This is a genomic window from Flavobacterium taihuense (genome assembly GCF_019351435.1).
Taxonomy (GTDB): Bacteria; Bacteroidota; Bacteroidia; order Flavobacteriales; family Flavobacteriaceae; genus Flavobacterium; species Flavobacterium taihuense.
Window position 1 is genome coordinate 3,401 of the sequence record NZ_JAHWYN010000044.1, and the last position, 1,644, is coordinate 5,044.

General features: G+C 49.9%; 1 rRNA gene. It reads right to left on the minus strand.

Going from position 1 to position 1,644, the window contains the following annotated elements:
* Positions 1 to 119 precede the first annotated feature (119 nt).
* Positions 120 to 1,633: ribosomal RNA gene (locus KZH69_RS20180) — 16S ribosomal RNA — on the minus strand.
* Positions 1,634 to 1,644: the final 11 nt, after the last annotated feature.

Sequence of the window (1,644 nt, forward strand, 5' to 3'; positions counted from 1 at the left end):
TTTATTTTACGCTTTTTTTTTAAATTAACAGCAAGAGTAATATAATCTTCGGTCTTGAAACCAAAAGTCCTTTTCGTCTTCTTTCTTTAGCGTGCATATAGCTAACACTAAAGCTCTAGAAAGGAGGTGTTCCAGCCGCACCTTCCGGTACGGCTACCTTGTTACGACTTAGCCCTAGTTACCAGTTTTACCCTAGGCAGCTCCTTGCGGTCACCGACTTCAGGCACCCCCAGCTTCCATGGCTTGACGGGCGGTGTGTACAAGGCCCGGGAACGTATTCACCGGATCATGGCTGATATCCGATTACTAGCGATTCCAGCTTCACGGAGTCGAGTTGCAGACTCCGATCCGAACTGTGACCGGTTTTGTAGATTCGCTCCTGGTCACCCAGTGGCTGCTCTCTGTACCGGCCATTGTAGCACGTGTGTAGCCCAAGGCGTAAGGGCCGTGATGATTTGACGTCATCCCCACCTTCCTCACAGTTTGCACTGGCAGTCTCGTTAGAGTTCCCGACATGACTCGCTGGCAACTAACAACAGGGGTTGCGCTCGTTATAGGACTTAACCTGACACCTCACGGCACGAGCTGACGACAACCATGCAGCACCTTGTAAATTGTCTTGCGAAAAAACTGTTTCCAGTCCGGTCAATCTACATTTAAGCCTTGGTAAGGTTCCTCGCGTATCATCGAATTAAACCACATGCTCCACCGCTTGTGCGGGCCCCCGTCAATTCCTTTGAGTTTCATTCTTGCGAACGTACTCCCCAGGTGGGATACTTATCACTTTCGCTTAGCCACTGAGATCGCTCCCAACAGCTAGTATCCATCGTTTACGGCGTGGACTACCAGGGTATCTAATCCTGTTCGCTACCCACGCTTTCGTCCATCAGCGTCAATCCATTAGTAGTAACCTGCCTTCGCAATTGGTATTCCATGTAATCTCTAAGCATTTCACCGCTACACTACATATTCTAGTTACTTCCTAATAATTCAAGTCTAGCAGTATCAATGGCCGTTCCACCGTTGAGCGATGGGCTTTCACCACTGACTTACTAAACCGCCTACGGACCCTTTAAACCCAATGATTCCGGATAACGCTTGGATCCTCCGTATTACCGCGGCTGCTGGCACGGAGTTAGCCGATCCTTATTCTCACAGTACCGTCAAGACGCTACACGTAGCGTTGTTTCTTCCTGTGCAAAAGCAGTTTACAATCCATAGGACCGTCATCCTGCACGCGGCATGGCTGGATCAGGCTTGCGCCCATTGTCCAATATTCCTCACTGCTGCCTCCCGTAGGAGTCTGGTCCGTGTCTCAGTACCAGTGTGGGGGATCTCCCTCTCAGGACCCCTACCCATCGTAGCCTTGGTAAGCCGTTACCTTACCAACTAGCTAATGGGACGCATGCTCATCTTTCACCGTTGTGACTTTAATAGTTGCTCGATGCCGAGCTACTATGCTATGAGGTATTAATCCAAATTTCTCTGGGCTATCCCTCTGTGAAAGGTAGATTGCATACGCGTTACGCACCCGTGCGCCGGTCTCTGGTTCCGAAAAACCATACCCCTCGACTTGCATGTGTTAAGCCTGCCGCTAGCGTTCATCCTGAGCCAGGATCAAACTCTTCATCGTATATTATGCGC